Origin of the sequence: Rhizobium sp. Root1334, from assembly GCF_001426665.1 — a bacterium.
Taxonomy (GTDB): Bacteria; Pseudomonadota; Alphaproteobacteria; order Rhizobiales; family Rhizobiaceae; genus Pararhizobium.
In genome coordinates, this window is record NZ_LMEY01000029.1 from 432,049 (window position 1) to 447,228 (window position 15,180).

At 57.1% G+C, this 15,180-nt stretch carries 16 protein-coding genes; 6 read left to right on the top strand and 10 right to left on the bottom strand.

What is annotated here, in order from left to right:
* The first annotated feature begins 18 nt into the window (after positions 1 to 18).
* Complete coding sequence (holA, locus tag ASD36_RS26860; RefSeq protein WP_060502515.1) at positions 19 to 1,053, top strand: DNA polymerase III subunit delta; 1,035 nt, start codon at positions 19 to 21, stop codon at positions 1,051 to 1,053.
* Between the two features lie 57 nt (positions 1,054 to 1,110).
* Here holA and ASD36_RS26865 read toward each other — a convergent pair whose 3' ends face one another.
* The 8 genes from ASD36_RS26865 to hemE all read right to left on the bottom strand — a co-directional run bounded on the left by ASD36_RS26865 (position 1,111) and on the right by hemE (position 9,982).
* Complete coding sequence (locus ASD36_RS26865) at positions 1,111 to 1,998, bottom strand: ParB/RepB/Spo0J family partition protein (protein ID WP_060502514.1); 888 nt, start codon at positions 1,996 to 1,998, stop codon at positions 1,111 to 1,113.
* A gap of 45 nt (positions 1,999 to 2,043) precedes the next feature.
* Positions 2,044 to 2,838, bottom strand: a complete 795-nt coding sequence (locus ASD36_RS26870) for a ParA family protein (RefSeq protein WP_060502513.1) — start codon at positions 2,836 to 2,838, stop codon at positions 2,044 to 2,046.
* Positions 2,839 to 2,852: 14 nt separating this feature from the next.
* Positions 2,853 to 3,491 (bottom strand): 16S rRNA (guanine(527)-N(7))-methyltransferase RsmG, encoded by a 639-nt coding sequence (gene rsmG / locus ASD36_RS26875; RefSeq protein ID WP_060502512.1) that lies wholly within the window; start codon positions 3,489 to 3,491, stop codon positions 2,853 to 2,855.
* Positions 3,488 to 5,371, bottom strand: coding sequence for a tRNA uridine-5-carboxymethylaminomethyl(34) synthesis enzyme MnmG (gene mnmG, locus ASD36_RS26880; protein WP_060502511.1), 1,884 nt, complete (start codon positions 5,369 to 5,371; stop codon positions 3,488 to 3,490). The genes rsmG and mnmG overlap by 4 nt, the downstream gene beginning before the upstream one ends.
* 92 nt (positions 5,372 to 5,463) lie before the next feature.
* Positions 5,464 to 6,852: a tRNA uridine-5-carboxymethylaminomethyl(34) synthesis GTPase MnmE gene (gene mnmE / locus ASD36_RS26885; protein WP_082562853.1), complete on the bottom strand. Its 1,389-nt coding sequence runs from the start codon at positions 6,850 to 6,852 to the stop codon at positions 5,464 to 5,466.
* A gap of 99 nt (positions 6,853 to 6,951) precedes the next feature.
* Positions 6,952 to 8,217 carry a transcription termination factor Rho gene (gene rho, locus ASD36_RS26890; RefSeq protein ID WP_099050890.1) on the bottom strand — a complete coding sequence of 422 codons (1,266 nt, stop codon included), beginning with the start codon at positions 8,215 to 8,217 and terminating at the stop codon, positions 6,952 to 6,954.
* 194 nt (positions 8,218 to 8,411) lie between these two features.
* A complete protein-coding gene (hemJ, locus tag ASD36_RS26895) occupies positions 8,412 to 8,951 on the bottom strand; it encodes a protoporphyrinogen oxidase HemJ (RefSeq protein WP_112834680.1) in 540 nt (179 codons plus the stop codon).
* Positions 8,948 to 9,982, bottom strand: a complete 1,035-nt coding sequence (gene hemE / locus ASD36_RS26900) for a uroporphyrinogen decarboxylase (protein ID WP_060502509.1) — start codon at positions 9,980 to 9,982, stop codon at positions 8,948 to 8,950. The genes hemJ and hemE overlap by 4 nt, the downstream gene beginning before the upstream one ends.
* Before the next feature lie 405 nt (positions 9,983 to 10,387).
* Between hemE and ASD36_RS26905 the strand changes: the two genes are divergently transcribed.
* Genes ASD36_RS26905 through dnaQ form a run of 5 tightly spaced genes read left to right on the top strand, consistent with a single transcriptional unit; the run spans position 10,388 to position 13,989 of the window.
* The gene (locus tag ASD36_RS26905; protein WP_060502508.1) at positions 10,388 to 11,212 is read left to right on the top strand and encodes a pyruvate, water dikinase regulatory protein; all 825 of its coding nucleotides are present in this window, start codon (positions 10,388 to 10,390) and stop codon (positions 11,210 to 11,212) included.
* Positions 11,213 to 11,242: 30 nt separating this feature from the next.
* The gene (locus ASD36_RS26910; RefSeq protein WP_112834681.1) at positions 11,243 to 11,842 is read left to right on the top strand and encodes a Maf-like protein; all 600 of its coding nucleotides are present in this window, start codon (positions 11,243 to 11,245) and stop codon (positions 11,840 to 11,842) included.
* Positions 11,835 to 12,695 (top strand): shikimate dehydrogenase, encoded by an 861-nt coding sequence (locus ASD36_RS26915; RefSeq protein ID WP_060502506.1) that lies wholly within the window; start codon positions 11,835 to 11,837, stop codon positions 12,693 to 12,695. The genes ASD36_RS26910 and ASD36_RS26915 overlap by 8 nt, the downstream gene beginning before the upstream one ends.
* Positions 12,692 to 13,285, top strand: coding sequence for a dephospho-CoA kinase (gene coaE, locus ASD36_RS26920; RefSeq protein WP_060502505.1), 594 nt, complete (start codon positions 12,692 to 12,694; stop codon positions 13,283 to 13,285). Before ASD36_RS26915 ends, coaE begins: the two co-directional genes overlap by 4 nt.
* Positions 13,285 to 13,989 carry a DNA polymerase III subunit epsilon gene (gene dnaQ / locus ASD36_RS26925; RefSeq protein WP_060502834.1) on the top strand — a complete coding sequence of 235 codons (705 nt, stop codon included), beginning with the start codon at positions 13,285 to 13,287 and terminating at the stop codon, positions 13,987 to 13,989. Before coaE ends, dnaQ begins: the two co-directional genes overlap by 1 nt.
* Before the next feature lie 54 nt (positions 13,990 to 14,043).
* On the opposite strand, the gene secB is transcribed toward dnaQ, so the two are convergent.
* Positions 14,044 to 14,532 carry a protein-export chaperone SecB gene (gene secB / locus ASD36_RS26930; protein ID WP_162246337.1) on the bottom strand — a complete coding sequence of 163 codons (489 nt, stop codon included), beginning with the start codon at positions 14,530 to 14,532 and terminating at the stop codon, positions 14,044 to 14,046.
* A gap of 78 nt (positions 14,533 to 14,610) precedes the next feature.
* A complete protein-coding gene (locus tag ASD36_RS26935; protein WP_060502503.1) occupies positions 14,611 to 15,138 on the bottom strand; it encodes an FxsA family protein in 528 nt (175 codons plus the stop codon).
* Between the last annotated feature and the right edge of the window lie 42 nt (positions 15,139 to 15,180).

Sequence of the window (15,180 nt, forward strand, 5' to 3'; positions counted from 1 at the left end):
GCGGCCTAAGGTGGCGGTATGACCGAAATCAAATCGCACGAATTCGAGCAGTTCCTGCAGCGCCCGCTGCGGGACAACCGCATCTACCTGATCTATGGCCCCGACCGTGGCCTCGTCTCCGAGCGCGCCGGGCAGATCGCCGCAAAAAGCGGCGTCGCGCTCGACGATCCCTTTTCCCTGATCAGGCTTGACGGTACAGACCTTCAGCAGAGCCCCGGACGCCTGCTCGACGAGGTCAACACGATCGGCCTCTTTGGCGGTGAAAAACTGGTCTGGATTCGCGCTTCGGGCACCGAAAAAATGCTGGTTGATAGTCTCACCGTGCTGTCGAAGGAACCTCCGCAGGCGAGCTATGTCATCATCGAGGCCGGCGATCTCAAAAAGGGAACAGGTGTCCGCAAAATCGGTGAAACCAGCCGGTCGATCGTATCGATCGCCTGCTATAGCGACGACGCCCGGGCAGTCAATGCGCTTATCGACCAGGAACTGGGGGCCGAAGGCCTGCGTATATCACCGGCCGCACGGGAGCGGCTGAATGAGGCTCTTGGCGGCGACCGTATCGCCTCACGCAACGAGATCCGCAAGCTGGCACTCTATTGCCGCGGCATGGGCTCGATCGAAGAGGACCACGTGCTGGAAATCGTCGGCGATGCCAGCGCCGTTTCGGTCGATGACGCCATCGATGCCGTTCTCAAGGGCGACGCCGACGGTCTTCAGCACGCCATCCGCAAGATAGCCGCGTCCAAGACGGCAATCTTTCTCGTACTTCAGGCCTGTTTGAAGCAGTTTCAGTTGCTGGATCTGATGCGCGCCGAGATGGACGACAAGCGTCAGCAGCCAACGCAGGTTGTGGCGGCACTCGGCCGCCATCTGCACTTCCGCCGCAAGCCCCTGATCGAAGCTGCGTTGAGAACCTGGACGCTTCCGGCAATCCGGCGGGAACTCGGAAGGTTGCAAGCGGCAATTCTCCAGAGCCGTACCCGTCAGAGCCTGGAGGACAGCATCGCGATGCAGACATTGCTGGCAATCACGTTGCAATCCGCCCGCAGATAGAATTCATCTATCTGATATTCCTACATTTTCTCTATTTGTTTCGAGTCCGAATCGATATCAGCGCCGTTCGAGCAAGCGGCAGATCTCTTCCAGCTGGTCGAGCGTCTTGTAGGAAATCCGCAACTGTCCACCGGAAGCCTTGTGATTGACCGTCACGTCCAGACCGAGGCTATCGGAAAGGGTACGCTCAAGCGCCAGCGTATCGGCGTCCTTTTCCTCCTTGGGGGAAGGCTTGCCATAGGATGGATCGCTCTGGGCGCGGATATCGTTCTGCGCCAACCGTTCCGTATCACGCACCGACAAGCCCTTGGCGACGATTGAGCGGGCGAGCGTGACCGGATCGGACGTCGGGATGAGGGCGCGTGCGTGGCCCGCCGACAAGGTACCCGACGACAGCATATCGCGGACGGGCTCCGGCAGCTTCAGCAACCGCAGACTATTGGCCACATGGCTGCGGCTTTTGCCGATGATTTCACCAAGGTCGTTCTGCGTATATCCGTGCTCAGCAATCAGTTGATCATAACCAAGCGCTTCTTCAAGCGGGTTGAGATCGGATCGCTGGACATTTTCCACGATGGCGATTTCCAGGGCGGTGCGGTCGTCGACATCACGAACGATCACCGGGATATCGGTAAAGCCTGCCAGCTGGGCGGCACGCCAACGGCGCTCGCCGGCGATGATTTCATAGCGTTCATCGGCAATGGTGCGAACGACGACAGGCTGGACGATGCCGTGCTGCCGGATGGAGCTTGCCAAATCCTGCAGTTCAGCTTCGTCAAAGGTGCGACGTGGATTACGCGGATTGCGAGCGACAAACTCGATCGGAATACGTCTGTCAGCATTGACCGGGGCAACAGGGGTGCTTGCCTGCAAAGGCTGGTCCATTTCGCCGATCAACGCCGCGAGGCCGCGGCCAAGTCTTCTTCTCGAATTGTCGTCATTCATCGTCAGTACTCACACTTATCGTTACGATGTCGAATCGATTGCGGTTCAAGCTGCCTTGCGCAACCGCTCCCGCTGGATCACTTCCGATGCCAGCTGAAGGTAGGCCTGGCTACCGGCACATTTCAGATCGTAGAGAATTGCCGGCTTACCATAGGAAGGCGCCTCGGAAACCCGCACATTGCGGGGGATCAACGTATGGTAGACCTTTTCACCGAGATGGGTCCGGACGTCGTTAACGACCTGCTGCGCCAGATTGTTGCGGGAATCGAACATGGTCAGCACGATACCCTGGATATCCAGGGTAGGATTGACCGACCGCCGAACCTGATCGACGGTCTCCAGCAACTGGCTCAACCCTTCCAAGGCAAAGAACTCGCATTGCAGCGGAACGAGCACCGAATGTGCAGCCGCCATTGCGTTCATCGTCAGCAGATTGAAGGATGGCGGGCAATCGACAAGCACGTAGGAATAAGCGAGTGCTTCAGGTGAGGCGAGTGCCTTGCGTAAGCGAAAGACCCGGTCGCTGGCCGCCGAAATTTCCATTTCTATGCCGAGCAGATCCATGGTCGATGGAACGATCGACAGATTGGGAACCACGGTATCCTGAACGATCTCGGCGACATTGTGGGAACCGATCATCAACTCATAGGAAGACAGCTTTCGATCACGCCGTTGAATGCCAAGTCCGGTGCTGGCATTGCCCTGCGGGTCCAGATCAACGATCAGGACCTTTTCGCCAATAGCCGCCAAAGCGGTTGCAAGATTGATGGCTGTCGTGGTTTTGCCCACGCCACCCTTCTGATTAGCAATGGTGATAATTCTGTTCTTCTCGCCTATCATGCCGCATTCCGCCGTTATTGAGTTTTCCGCGAAAGATTTGCGATTTCGAGAACCACAGAGTCAGGCTCGACGACGCTTTGATGTTTTACCAGATCAAACTGGAAGCGGCTAACGGCTTTGTCGACTTCCTGCTGATAATCCCGGCCTTTATGGAAGAACGCGGGCGGTTTGTGCTCTGCAGTCATCCACGGAGCACAATATTCAAGAAGTTGGTTGAGATCTGCGAGTGCACGGGCCGAAATCACATCGCATTGAGGAATAGTAGCAACCGCATCTTCAATCCGAATCGGATGCACGGAACCGCGAGCTCCGGTTTCATTCAGCGCCACACGAAGGAACGCCGCTTTCTTGTTATTGCTTTCGACGAGATGCACCCAGCCATCCCCGAGCTCCGCCAGGAAAATGGCAGTAATAATGCCAGGAAACCCGCCACCGCTGCCAAGATCCACCCATCGCTTCGGCCCCGGAGACAATTGATAGATCTGAGCGCTGTCGGCAATATGCCGTTGCCACAAATCCGACAGCGTCGATGGCGCCACAAGATTGATTGACTTGGCCCATTTTTGGAAAAGACTGGCAAAATGTTCGAGCCTATCCGACGTTTCACGTGAAACACGCAATCCGTTTAGCTCACTGGAAGGACTCGCAATCATTGAATCGCCTGTTTGAAATGCTCTGTCTGGCTGTGACTACCCTTGCGCATATGCGCCAGGATCAGTGATATGGCAGACGGGGTTATCCCGTCCACTTTCATGGCTTGCGCCAAATTACGCGGTTTCGCTGCCTTCAGTTTGTGCTTCAGTTCGTTTGACAGACCGGAGAGAGATTGGAAATCAAAGTCCTCAGGGATGACCCGGCTTTCCTCGCTACGAACGCTGGCAATATCTGATGCCTGCCGATCCATGTAAACCGCATAGGTAGCGTCTATCTCAAGCGCCTCGGCCAGCTTACTATCGATCGAATTCAGTTCTGGCCAGACCGTACTCAGCGACTGTATCGAGTGTTCGGCATAGGAAAGAAGCTCGAACGCGGAACGGCGTTGGCCGTCCAAATTCAGTTTCAGTCCATGTGTGCGTCCCTCGGTTGGCGTCACCGTCAGCGACTTCAACAGCTCTCTATTGCGATCGATATCTGCAATCCATTGAGCGAACTTGGCAGTGCGCCCGGTCGAAACACATCCAAGCGCAATCGCTTCCGGCGTCAGTCGAACGTCCGCATTGTCAGCTCGGAGTGAGAGGCGGTACTCGGCACGCGATGTAAACATCCGGTACGGCTCGGCCACCCCACGCGACGTCAGATCGTCGATCATCACACCAATGTACGAATTGGTGCGGCTGAACAGATAGGGTGTATTGCCGGCACAGAGCAGCGCAGCATTCAAACCGGCGACCAATCCTTGCGCACCGGCCTCCTCATAACCGGTCGTGCCATTGATCTGTCCAGCGAGGAACAGCCCGGGGATTTTGCGGACTTCCAAGGATAGCGACAGCTCGCGCGGATCGACATGATCGTACTCGATAGCATATCCCGGCTGGATGATGGTGACATGCTCCAGGCCCGGGATTGTTTGGATGAAGGCCTGTTGCACATCTTCTGGCAGGGATGTTGAAATCCCGTTCGGATAGACGGTATCATCATCAAGCCCTTCCGGCTCCAGGAATATCTGATGGCCGTCGCGTTCGCCGAACTTGACAATCTTGTCTTCGATCGACGGGCAATATCGGGGGCCGACACCTTCGATCTGTCCAGAATACATTGCCGACTTGAGCAGGTTATCCGAGATGATCTTGTGCGTTGCGTCGGTAGTCCGCGTTACGCCGCATTCAATCTGACGGTTACGAATGGCGTCCGTCATGAAAGAGAAGGGAACTGGATCCTCATCAGCGCCTTGACGCCCGACAGATTGCCAGTCGATGGTCTTGCCATCGAGTCGGGCGGGCGTCCCCGTCTTCAATCGTCCCAAACGCAAACCAAAACGTTCAAGCGTTCCGGACAACCCGGTGGAGGGCTCTTCGCCAACACGGCCGGCCGGGATCTTGCGATTGCCAATATGGATGAGACCACGCAGAAAGGTGCCGGTGGTCAGTACCGCGGCGCCACAGGAAATGGTGCGCCCGTCAGCGAGAACGATTCCACTAACGCGGCCTTTATCCAACTGCAGATCAAACGCATCGCCTTCGATAACGTGGAGGTTTTCGATCGCTGCGATCTCGACTTGCATGGCCTGGCGATAGAGTTTTCGGTCCGCCTGGGTGCGCGGGCCGCGCACAGCGGGACCTTTTCTGCGGTTTAACAACCGAAACTGTATTCCGGCGGCATCAGCCACGCGGCCCATGAGGCCGTCCATCGCGTCAATTTCCCGTACGAGGTGACCTTTACCCAGACCACCAATGGCCGGATTACAGGACATAACTCCAATCGTATCCCGCTTATGCGTCACCAAAGCCGTTTTGGCTCCCATGCGCGCGGCAGCACTGGCCGCCTCGCAACCGGCATGGCCGCCGCCGATAACCACAAGATCATAATCGAACATCAAAAACCGTCTCCATCACGGTGTTACGGAAGCGAATCGTTTCACGTGAAACATTTGTTGAGACTCGCCAACGTTGTATGCGCAGTTGTATCTCACTTGCCGATGCAGAATTCGGAAAAAATGACTCCGAGAAGATCCTCGACATCAACCCGGCCGGTAATTCTCCCGAGAGCATCGCCAGCTTGCCGCAAGTATTCTGCCTGAATATCAAGTCCGCGATTTGATTGCACCAAACTCATCTCGATCGCTGAGAGCGTTTGTTTGAGGCAACTTACGTGCCGCTTTCGTGTCGGTAACGATAACGCGTTCCGGCCGGAGAGATCGGGCAGTTGCTCTACAAGAAGTTCTAGAAGCCGGTCAATCCCCGCGCCCGTCTCAGTTGAGATCAGCACGTCGGCATCGGCCTTATCCCATAAATCGGGGGACCGATCAATCTTCGTGCCGATCCGGATAAGCGGTTTTGTCCGCTGGTCCTCGCCCAGAGCGGCAAAGCCATGGGGCGTATCTGCCAGCAAGAGAACAATGTCAGCCTGGTCAATGCTCAGATAGGCACGCCGGATACCTTCCTGCTCTACTCTATCATCGGTCTCTCGCAGGCCAGCCGTATCAAATAACTGAACACGGAATCCGGCTAAGGATAAATCCACCGAAAGAATGTCCCGCGTCGTACCGGCAATATCAGTGACGATAGCAACATCGCGGCGCGCGAGGTGGTTGAGCAGGCTCGACTTTCCGGCATTCGGTTCGCCGGCAATGACGATCTTCAAACCGTCCCGGATAATCTCCGCAACACCAGCCCCGTCGAGATGCGCTTCGATCTCGGTTTTCAACAGGCGCATATCCGCCCAGATTCGATCAGCGACGGAGCCCGGTACGTCATCCTCGTCAGCGAAATCCAGCTCAGCTTCGATCATCGCCCTGGCATGGGTCAACCGGCGGGCCCAACCGTCATAGACCATCGAGAGATGGCCACTGGAATGCTCCTGCGCCAACCGCCGCTGCATCTCGGTTTCGGCAGCAATCAAATCGGCAAGGCCTTCGATTTCGACGAGATCAAGTTTACCATTGTGAAATGCACGGCGAGAAAACTCGCCAGCCTCGGCATGCCTCAGGCCCGGAAACAGCTCAAGTTCAGCGAGGATCGCATTGACCACCGCGCGGCCGCCGTGAACCTGCAGCTCGGCGCAGTCTTCGCCCGTAAAGGAGGCTGGTGCTGCAAAATGGAAAATGAGGCCCTGATCAAGCACATCACCGTTTCGATTGCGAATCGATCTGAGCACAGCCTGGCGCGGTAACGGCAGGGAACCGCACAAGGCGGTCAGAACGTCCGGCGTATGAGGTCCACTGATGCGAACGACCGCAACACCAGCCGGCAACGCACCGGAGGACAGGGCATAAATCGTATCGGACAGTGGCTGCTGCGACTGGTTCAATTTAAAGTCCTTGCGTGCTGGTCCGCCAGATAAGTGATTTCTTTTCATCACATTTGGAATCCGGGCAATGAATCCGGCTATCTAGTTTGCGCCAGAAACACAAAAGCCCAGGATAAACCTGGGCTTCGTGCAAAATATGACCGACGGTCAGGTGTTCATCGAATCGAAGAAATCACCATTGGTCTTGGTCTGCTTCAGCTTGTCGATCAGGAACTCGATCGCATCGGTCGTTCCCATCGGGGCAAGAATACGGCGCAGAACGAAGATCTTCTGCAGATCCTGACGCGGTACCAACAGGTCTTCCTTACGGGTACCCGACTTGAGGATATCCATCGACGGGAAGATACGCTTGTCAGCGACCTTGCGGTCAAGAACGATTTCGGAGTTACCAGTGCCCTTGAATTCTTCGAAGATGACTTCATCCATGCGGCTACCGGTATCGATCAGGGCCGTCGCGATGATCGTCAGCGAGCCGCCTTCCTCGATATTACGGGCGGCACCGAAGAAGCGCTTCGGGCGCTGCAGCGCGTTGGCATCCACACCACCGGTCAAGACCTTGCCCGATGACGGAACGACCGTGTTGTAGGCGCGGCCGAGACGGGTGATCGAATCCAGCAGGATGACGACGTCACGACCGTGTTCGACAAGGCGCTTCGCCTTCTCGATGACCATTTCAGCGACCTGGACGTGGCGTGTTGCCGGCTCATCGAAGGTCGAGGAAACGACTTCGCCCTTCACCGAGCGCTGCATGTCGGTGACTTCTTCCGGCCGCTCATCGATCAGGAGAACGATCAGATAACATTCCGGATGATTGGCGGTAATCGAATGAGCAATGTTCTGAAGGAGAACAGTCTTACCGGTGCGCGGCGGCGCGACAATCAGGCCACGCTGGCCCTTGCCGAGCGGCGCAATCAGATCGATGACGCGGGCGGACAGGTCCTTCGAGGTCGGAACCTCCAGTTCCATCTTGAAACGCTCGTTCGGATAGAGCGGCGTCAGATTGTCGAAATGGACCTTGTGGCGGATCTTTTCAGGATCCTCGAAATTGATCGTGTTGACCTTGAGAAGTGCGAAATAGCGTTCGCCCTCTTTTGGGCCGCGGATCGGGCCTTCGACCGTATCGCCGGTCTTCAGCGAGAAGCGGCGGATCTGTGAGGGTGAGATATAGATATCGTCGGGACCGGGCAGATAGTTGGCGTTGGCCGAGCGCAGGAAGCCGAAGCCGTCCTGTAGCACCTCGACGACGCCTTCGCCGATAATTTCGACGTCCTGACTTGCCAGCATTTTCAGGATCGCAAACATCAGTTCCTGCTTGCGCATGACACTGGCGTTTTCGACCTCAACCGACTCGGCAAAAGCCAGGAGATCGGTTGCAGTTTTGTTTTTAAGTTCTTGAAGCTTCATTTCAGCCATGAAGGGGACCACACTTGGAATTCGGAAAGGAAAGTCGGCGTGCTTGATGTAAGGGGAGCTGCAGCGGAAGGGGCAGGCTCGTAACGTTTACACATGCCACGAAAGAGGAGATGGCGGGAAAATAGCGACTCACTCGTTGCGCCGCAAGGGGGCAACGAAAATTACCGGAAGTTTCCTTCTACAACGCGGCCGGATCAAAAAGGTTTCACCACTGCCATGATGACGATGAGGATCATCAGGATTGTCGGCGCTTCGTTCATCAGCCGCCAATAACGGGCGCTACGGGTGTTTTCATCCCGGGCAAAAGCTCTGACCGCACGGCTGAACATCACGTGGACCCCGGTCAGAAGAATAACCAGCAGAAGTTTGGCATGCAGCCAGCCGCCCTGAAAACCATAGACGCTCCACGCAAGATAGAGGCCAAGCACCCAGGTGATCATCATCGCCGGGTTCATGATGACCTTCAAGAGCCGCTGTTCCATCATCTTGAAGGTTTCCGACTGTTCCGAGCCTGGTGCCGCGTCGGTGTGATAGATAAACAGCCGCGGCATGTAGAGCAGGGCGGCCATCCAGGACATCACGGCAATGATGTGCAGCGCCTTGATCCAGAGATAGAGATTATCCGGTTGCCAGACGAACAGCCCGGCCAAAAGCGCGACGAACAAGCCGATCGCGATGAAGGCGCGGGTACGCGCTTTTTTCCCTGGCCGGATATCCGTCTGACGCTCGATCATTGGCCCATCCCGCGAACACGGGCGACCAGTTGAGAAACATGGTCGGGATTGGCCTGTGGTGTAATACCGTGGCCGAGATTGAAGATCAGCGGCCCATTTCCAAGCTTCTGCAGGATCGCATCGATCCCGTCATCCAGCGATTGTCCGCCGGCCACCACCCGCATCGGATCGAGGTTGCCCTGAACAGGACCATCCCTCTGCAGCTCGGCGGCAAACGACAATGGCACGGACCAGTCGAGACCGATGGCATCGGCGCCGGTTGCCTGGCGGTAATCCTTGAGCAGAATTCCAGCGCCCTTGGCAAAGGCAATGATCTTCGCCTGAGGGCGACGGGAACGAACGCTGTCGATCATCCGGCGCACCGGATTGACGGCGTAGCGGCGGAATTCTTCCTCGCCCAGAACGCCGGCCCAGGAATCGAAGATTTGAACTGCATCCGCACCGGCATCGATCTGTTCGACCAGATAGTCCGCAGAGACCTCAGCAAGCACCGCCAGCAGCCGATCGAACGCTTCGGGGTTCTGATAGGCAAAAAGCCGTGCCGGGGCCTGGTCGGGCGTTCCGTGCCCGGCAATCATGTAGGTGGCAACTGTCCAGGGCGCGCCACAGAAGCCGAGTAGTGTCGTTTCATCCGGTAGTTCCCGGCGCAAACGGCGAACCGTCTCCATGACCGGCTGCAAATGGGCGGATACGGGCTTCACATCGAGTGAGGCAATTTCCGAAACGTCGATCGGATCCATACGTGGTCCATGCCCTTCTTCGAAGCGAACATTACGCTTCAGGGCATCGGGAATGACGAGGATGTCAGAAAACAGGATGGCTGCGTCAAACGCATAACGCCGGATTGGCTGCAGCGTCACCTCAACAGCCATATCGGGCGAATAACAGAGATCGAGGAAGCTTCCGGCCTTGGCTCGTGTCTGCCGGTATTCGGGAAGATATCGACCAGCCTGCCGCATCAGCCAGATTGGGGGAGGTGAGAGTGTTTCACCCTTCAACACCTGTAGGACCTTACGGCTTTGCGCAGTCACCGGACACGTTCTCCCATTCTAAAAGATATCTATATCTAAGGATTCTATTTCTTAGAGTCTGTGACTATCAAGGATTAAACCCCGTCCGACTCTTTTCCACATGCTGGCCCGTTCAATAGAATCTCTTGGCCGATTTTGCCATGCGACAGATAGGAGCGGGAACAAACTTGAAAAAATGATGAAGAGTCATAAGGTTCGCTCATCATGTGCGTCGGCAAACGAATGTGGATGGCTTGTGGATAACGTTGCGGCTTCAAAGCGTGATGAGTCTTCTCCACATGCTTCAGGAATCCAGTTCCCCGGAATCCAGATTGTGAATAACCCGCAGGTTTTCCCCTTGCCTTTGAACCTCGCCGGTCCTTAGCTATCGCTGTCCCGGTTTATCAACAGCCCTCGGAGAATAGCGTGGAGAACCAGAAAAACTATTTCCACCTGCACCTGATCTCCGATTCGACCGGCGAAACGCTGATCGCCGCGGGCAGGGCGGCCGCCTCGCAATTCCAGTCGGCGCATGCGCTTGAGCACGTCTATCCGCTGATCCGCAATCGCAAGCAGTTGATGCAGGTGATGGAAGCGGTCGATGGCGCGCCTGGGATCGTGCTCTATACGATCGTCGATCGCGAGCTTGCCGACATTATCAATGTGACCTGCAAGGAGATGGGGCTGCCCTGCGTCTCGGTTCTGGAGCCGATCATCGATCTCTTCCAATCCTATCTCGGCGCGACCTCGCGGCGGCGGTCCGGTGCGCAGCATGTGATGGACGCCGATTATTTTGCCCGCATCGATGCGCTGAATTTCACCATGGATCATGACGACGGCCAATTGCCGGCGGATTTCAATGATGCGGATGTCGTGCTTGTCGGGATCAGCAGGACATCGAAAACGCCGACCAGCATCTATCTCGCGAATCGCGGCATCAAAACCGCCAACATCCCGATCGTTCCCGGCGTCTCGCTGCCGGACCGGTTGATGGAAGCAACCAAGCCGCTGGTGGTGGGCTTGATTGCGACGGCGGACCGGATTTCACAGGTTCGCCAGAACCGTATCCTGGGTACTGCGACGCATAGTTATCACGCCGAGGACTATGTCGACCGTGCCTCTATTACTGAAGAATTGAAATATGCGCGGTCGATTTGCGCCCGCAACAACTGGCCGATGATCGATGTGACGCGCCGCTCGATCGAGGAAACCGCCGCCGCCATCGTTGCCCTACGGCCCCGCCTGCGTTAAGGCGAATCCGGTCAAACAGGATAAATGACAATGGCAGGTTCTCTTGTCCTCGCTTCGGCGAGCCCGTTCCGTCGCATGCTGCTGGAAAATGCCGGCATCGCTTTCCAGGCGAAAGCAGCCGATATTGACGAGCGGGCGATTGAAGGCGAGGTCGAACGGCAGGGGTCGTCGCCGGAAGAGGTTGCGCTGATCCTGGCCGAAGCCAAGGCGAGAAATGTCGGGGAGGCTTTTCCGGACGATATCATCATCGGCTCGGACCAAACCATGTCGCTCGGTGCCAGGGTCTACCACAAGCCCCGCGATATGAATGAGGCGCGCGATCATCTGCTATCGCTGTCCGGCCGGGTTCATCAGTTGAACAGCGGCATTGTGCTGACACGCGGACATGACATTCTTTGGAAGCATGTGTCTTCGGCACGGATGTCGGTTCGGGCTCTAAGTCCGGAATTTATCGACGCGCATCTCGCCCGCGTCGGAAAAAAGGCACTCTCCAGCGTCGGCGCCTATCAGCTCGAAGGCGAGGGCATCCAACTTTTCGATAAAATCGACGGCGATTATTTCACCATTCTCGGGCTGCCTATGCTGCCGCTGCTCGCAAAACTCAGGGATCTACGGGTGATCGATGCGTGATTCACGTGAAACATTTGTTAACCACGCCTTCGTCACGGGCTATCCGATCAAGCATTCGCGCTCTCCGCTGATCCATGGATATTGGCTGAAACAGCTTGGTTTGCCGGGAAGCTACAAGGCTCATGCCGTATCTCCGGAGGGGTTCCCCGATTTCATCGCGTCGCTGAAAAATGGCCAATCCGGTTTCACGGGCGGCAATGTGACGATCCCTCACAAGGAGCTGGCTTTCGCCCTGTCCGACCGGCCGGATGCGTTGAGCACTGAACTCGGCGCTTCCAACACATTGTGGATCGAAGACGGCCTGGTGCATGCGACCAATACGGATGGGCATGGCTTTAGCGCCAACCTTGATGAACGCGCTCCGGGCTGGGACCAATGTCAAACCGCTGTCATTCTTGGCGCTGGCGGTGCCAGTCGGGCGGTGATCCAGGCGGTGCGCGATCGGGGCGTCAAGACAATCCATGTCGTCAACCGCACGGTTGATCGCGCCCGGGAACTCGCCGACCGGTTTGGGCCAGCCGTGCATGCGCAGCCGATGGCTGCGCTGGCCGAGGTCATGACCGGAGCTGGCCTTTTCATCAACACTACGTCGCTCGGGATGGATGGGACGGAAGTGCCGCAGATCGATTTTACGGTCATGGCTTCCAGCAGTATCGTGACGGATATTGTTTACGTGCCGCTGAAGACGCCGATCCTCGCACAAGCCGAGGCACAGGGTTTTGCCACGGTCGATGGGCTTGGCATGCTGCTGCACCAGGCCGCACCCGGGTTCGAGAAATGGTTCGGCAAGAGGCCGACGATCGATGAGACCCTGCGCCAGATCATCATCGATGATATGGCGAGCCACGCATGATCATCCTCGGGCTCACCGGATCGATCGGCATGGGCAAGTCGACCACGGCTGCGATGTTTGCCGAGATGGGTGTGCCGGTGAATGATGCCGATGCGGTCGTGCACGCCCTCTATCAAGGTGAAGCTGTGGCGCCGATCGAGGCGGCATTTCCGGGAACGGCGAAGGCGGGTTCGGTCGACAGGACCGAACTCTCCCGGCAGTTGGCTGCCGATCCATCCTTGTTCAAGACGCTGGAAGCGATTGTCCATCCGCTGGTGCGCGAGAAGGAGCGGGCGTTTCTCGATCATCATCGAGCGGCCGGTGCGCCACTTGTCCTCCTCGACATCCCGCTTCTGTACGAGACGAATGGCCAAAGCCGCGTCGATGCCGTCGCCGTCGTCACCTGCGATCCGGAGATCCAAAGGGAGCGGGTGCTGAAAAGACCGGGGATGACGGCGGAAAAATTCGCCCTCATCCTCTCGCGTCAGGTCCCCGACCAGGAAAAACGTGCGAAAGCCGATTACATCATCGATACGGGCCACGGACTTGATTCGGCCCGCGACCAGGTGGCGGCGATCGTCCAGAGGCTGACAAGCCAGAAGAGGCCATGATGCGCGAAATCATTTTCGATACGGAAACGACAGGTCTCGACAACAAGCTCGATCGGGTCATCGAAATTGGCGGCATCGAACTCGACAATCATTTTCCAACCGGCCGCAGCTTTCACGTCTATATCAATCCGGGCGACCGCAAGGTGCATCCGGACGCGCTGGCTATCCATGGCATTTCCGACGAGTCGCTGAAGGACAAGCCGAACTTTGCCGGTATCGTCGATGAACTGCTCGAATTTTTTGGTGACGCCCGATGGGTAGCGCATAACGCAACCTTCGACATGGGTTTCATGAATGCCGAATTTACCCGGCTGGGCCTACCGGTAATCACCAACGATCTGGTCACGGATACGCTCGCACTCGCGCGCCGCAAGCATCCAATGGGTCCGAACTCGCTCGATGCGCTTTGCCGTCGCTATGGCGTCGATAATTCGCACCGGACGAAACACGGCGCGTTGCTCGACTCCGAGCTTCTGGCGGAAGTCTATATCGAGCTGATCGGCGGGCGGCAGACAACGTTCGGTCTGCACTCCAGCGACAATGGCGGTCAGGCTGACGAAGCCGACGAGGCTATCGCGGTTGCCGGGCAACGGCCACGTCCGCTTGGTGCGCGCCTCACCGTTGGCGAGGCCGACGCCCATGCAGCCCTTGTCGCGAAGATGGGCGCCAAGGCTATCTGGGCAAAATACGAACCGGCCAAATAAAAATGCCCGGTCGAAACCGGGCATTGAAACAATCAGATCCAGATTTCAGCCAAATCAGTTCGCGGTGGTGGAAACCTGCGAGCGAACCTTTTCCTCAGCCATACGCTGGGTGAACATCTGGGCAAAATCGATCGGGTCGATCATCAGCGGTGGGAAGCCGCCGTTGCGTGTCGCGTCGGAAACGATCTGGCGGGCAAACGGGAAGAGCAGGCGCGGGCACTCGATGAAGAGCAGCGGCAGCATGTGTTCCTGCGGGAAACCGGTAACGCGGAAAACGCCGCCATAGGAAAGCTCGACATTGAACAGCATCTTGTCGCCGTCCTTGGCTTCTGCGTTCAGTGTCAGGATGACGTCAAATTCCGCATCCGACAATGGATTGGCGTTGACGTTGACATTGATGTTGATCGCCGGAGCCTTTTCGCGTGCCTGAAGCGAACGCGGCGCACCCGGGTTTTCAAAGGAAAGGTCCTTGATGTACTGGGCCAGGATGTTCAGGGACGGGCTTTCGGCAGAGCCGTTTGTCGGGGATGCGGTATCGGTCATAAGGCCATTTCCTTCGGACATGAAATTTGGTGAGGCATCTAGCATTTCGCACCCGGGCTTACAACCCGGTGCCGCCGTTCACTTGAGGCGGTCGCGCTCGTTGGGATCGGTGCGGCCCCGGCCATCGGTGCGGGAAAATTCGTCGTCGTCGAGGTCGATCACCTGGGGACCCCCATTGCGGGAAGCGCCACGCTCCGGTTCCGGGCCGCGAGAAAAGCCACGCGAGCCTCCCGCCATGCCGGTTGTAACGATCGTCAGGCGGTTCTTGACGAACGACCAGCCAAGATCCCGAACCGCCGGTATGAACAGCAGCAATCCGATGATGTCGCTGATGAACCCCGGAATGATCAACAGCAAGGCGGCGATCACGATCATGACGCCGTGCACCAATTGCCGGCCTGGATCCGTGCCGGTTTGTGATGCCTGCTGTATCTTTCTAAGAACCCCGAACCCCTGGATACGCAACAAAAGCGCGCCAGCAACGGCACTGGCCAGAACAAGAAGAAGCGTCATGCCGACGCCGATTTCACGGCCGACGACGATGAAGGTCGCGATCTCCGCGATCGGCATCAAAAGGAAAAGAATCGGGATGATCAGGGAGCGCATTGATATCTACTCAGGTGAATATGATTGAGCCGAACCGCACCG

Coding starts and splice junctions, on each gene's coding strand:
- holA (WP_060502515.1), top strand. CDS start 19: ATGACCGAAATCAAATCGCACGAATTCGAGCAGTTCCTGCAGCGCCCG.
- ASD36_RS26865 (WP_060502514.1), bottom strand. CDS start 1,998: ATGAATGACGACAATTCGAGAAGAAGACTTGGCCGCGGCCTCGCGGCG.
- ASD36_RS26870 (WP_060502513.1), bottom strand. CDS start 2,838: ATGATAGGCGAGAAGAACAGAATTATCACCATTGCTAATCAGAAGGGT.
- rsmG (WP_060502512.1), bottom strand. CDS start 3,491: ATGATTGCGAGTCCTTCCAGTGAGCTAAACGGATTGCGTGTTTCACGT.
- mnmG (WP_060502511.1), bottom strand. CDS start 5,371: ATGTTCGATTATGATCTTGTGGTTATCGGCGGCGGCCATGCCGGTTGC.
- mnmE (WP_082562853.1), bottom strand. CDS start 6,852: ATGAAAAGAAATCACTTATCTGGCGGACCAGCACGCAAGGACTTTAAA.
- rho (WP_099050890.1), bottom strand. CDS start 8,217: ATGGCTGAAATGAAGCTTCAAGAACTTAAAAACAAAACTGCAACCGAT.
- hemJ (WP_112834680.1), bottom strand. CDS start 8,951: ATGATCGAGCGTCAGACGGATATCCGGCCAGGGAAAAAAGCGCGTACC.
- ASD36_RS26910 (WP_112834681.1), top strand. CDS start 11,243: ATGGCAGGTTCTCTTGTCCTCGCTTCGGCGAGCCCGTTCCGTCGCATG.
- ASD36_RS26915 (WP_060502506.1), top strand. CDS start 11,835: ATGCGTGATTCACGTGAAACATTTGTTAACCACGCCTTCGTCACGGGC.
- coaE (WP_060502505.1), top strand. CDS start 12,692: ATGATCATCCTCGGGCTCACCGGATCGATCGGCATGGGCAAGTCGACC.
- dnaQ (WP_060502834.1), top strand. CDS start 13,285: ATGCGCGAAATCATTTTCGATACGGAAACGACAGGTCTCGACAACAAG.
- secB (WP_162246337.1), bottom strand. CDS start 14,532: ATGACCGATACCGCATCCCCGACAAACGGCTCTGCCGAAAGCCCGTCC.
- ASD36_RS26935 (WP_060502503.1), bottom strand. CDS start 15,138: ATGCGCTCCCTGATCATCCCGATTCTTTTCCTTTTGATGCCGATCGCG.